Annotated in this window: 1 protein-coding gene; it reads right to left on the reverse strand. The window is 38.7% G+C overall.

Annotated features, from left to right (window positions below; translation table 11 throughout):
- Positions 1–224: 224 nt before the first annotated feature.
- A partial coding sequence (locus FKP33_RS26675; protein WP_219996698.1) for a DEAD/DEAH box helicase family protein occupies positions 225–1,533 on the reverse strand: 1,309 nt, incomplete at its 5' end.

Consider the following 1,533-nt stretch of genomic DNA (forward strand, 5'->3'; position numbering starts at 1 on the left):
ATTTTTTGAATTACTATGCACCTCGCTTCGCTCAGTGCGGACTGCCGCGCCAAAAGCTTCGCTTTTGGCTTGTCTACGAGTCGTTTCGCTACGCTCATCGACTCGTCTGAGGTTATGCTCGATGTAGTGCATATTTTTTGTACCTCTTCTTTAAGGAAATAAAAAATAAGACTGCATTTTATTGGTGTTTTTTGATGCCATAATGCACTCTATTGCATTATTAATCACAGATTCCAGTCGCTTGGCGGTTGATCTGTCACAGCTTCCTCAGGAAGAGTCTCGAATTTATCTGAGGTCAAATATTGATTGAACAGATCACGCATCCTCTTGCTAGGAATGTAGATGACTATTGGTTTACAGTCCCGAATACTACTACGCCAAACCCACTGAATGAGTTCAGACAATGCCCAAGTGTCTTCATCAACTTTAACATCGTACTGTTGAAAGAATCCCTTTTCAATTGGATTCATGAATCTATTGACCAGATATGCAAGATGGTATTTGTCTTTGTGTAAATTCGTGGCTCGTTCTGTCATTGGAATAAATGCGTTCTTGTAACCCTTTGGCGTGAGCTTCTTCTGAATACTTTCTTTGTTTCCTTTGACAGTAGTCCACAGTGCTGTACTGTTGTTAGCCTTACAGTGATTCGTCAGAAAACTAAAGGTGTTCCGTTTTAGTGTTGTAACTAGGTCTTTATTTCTACTATTCTCTAGCCAACTTTTGGACAATGTATTCCGATTGTCACCAATATCATTAAGCTTACCTTCGTAGATTGTTATCCAACTACGCAGTTGCTCTTTGTCGTGGACTTCTCTATCATTGTACGGCACAAGTCTGTATTCTTGATCGTCTTTAGCAAAAGACAAGTATCTGTATTTAATGCCATGTAAGTCGTAATAGTATCTCTGAAACTGACCTTTAAACAAGTAAGTCATGATGAATACATCTTTGAACAGTTTGAAAATGTCACATGGTAGATTCCACATCAAAGCCGTTTTGTCAGCACACAACATAAGGTTGTTGCCGATAGCATATTTCTTGAATATATCGAATTGTGATTCGTGGTCTAATCTGTCTTGTTTCCACTTGATGTAGGTCAAACCTCTATTGTTAACCTCGTATTCAATTAGTCCAAGGTCTATCATCGACTCCAAGTCGTCCTTCTTTAGTGGAACTTGTTCAATAACATTCATTACTTCATCCAGAATTAAAGTATAGTTATTGCTTCGAACTAACTCTCTTGTTTCTGCATTTGCCATCTTGAACAAAGCGTGAGTTGTTGCAATGTCTTTGCCTTGCCCTAACAATCGATGTAAGTCATTCAGTTTGGTTTCTCCTTTAATCGACTCTGGTTCATAAAACTTTCTTGAATGTACCGATTGTTGTACTCTTGTGACCTCATCAAGAAACGGTGTGACATAAATAAATCTATGGGATTCGAGGCTCATTTCATTCATATATTGAATAGCCCAAGAGGTTTTTCCGTAGCCGCATGGCGCGTCGATAACATTAACGATTGTCAAATTACATCTC

Origin of the sequence: Paenibacillus sp. tmac-D7, assembly GCF_006519665.1 — a bacterium.
Taxonomy (GTDB): domain Bacteria; phylum Bacillota; class Bacilli; order Paenibacillales; family NBRC-103111; genus Paenibacillus_G; species Paenibacillus_G validus.